The sequence below is a fragment of the Bradyrhizobium sp. sGM-13 genome (assembly GCF_018398875.1).
Taxonomy (GTDB): Bacteria; Pseudomonadota; Alphaproteobacteria; order Rhizobiales; family Xanthobacteraceae; genus Bradyrhizobium.
In genome coordinates this window covers 1-269 of sequence record NZ_JAGWDK010000190.1, presented here as the reverse complement: position 1 = coordinate 269, position 269 = coordinate 1, and the positions used below count along the sequence as shown (strand labels likewise).

At 62.1% G+C, this 269-nt stretch carries 1 protein-coding gene; it reads left to right on the top strand.

What is annotated here, in order from left to right:
- A partial coding sequence (locus KJQ96_RS41195) for a histidine kinase dimerization/phospho-acceptor domain-containing protein (RefSeq protein ID WP_305831068.1) occupies positions 1-269 on the top strand: 269 nt, incomplete at both ends.

The following is a 269-nucleotide window of genomic DNA, read 5'->3' as shown; positions in this document are numbered from 1 at the left end:
ACTGACAGCCTCGATCGCCCACGAGGTCAACCAGCCGATTGCTGCGACGGTGACTAACGCCCAGGCAGCCTTGCGCTGGCTCAGCGCTCAACCGCCCGATCTCGGCGAGGTTCGCGATTCCCTTCGCCGAATCGTTGAGGACGGCATGCGCGCCGGAAACGTCATCAACGGCATCCGGGCCCTCATCAACAAGGTGCCGCCGCGAAAGGATCGGTTCGACCTCAATGAAGCCATTCTCGAAATGGTCGCGCTGACTCGGAGCGAAATGC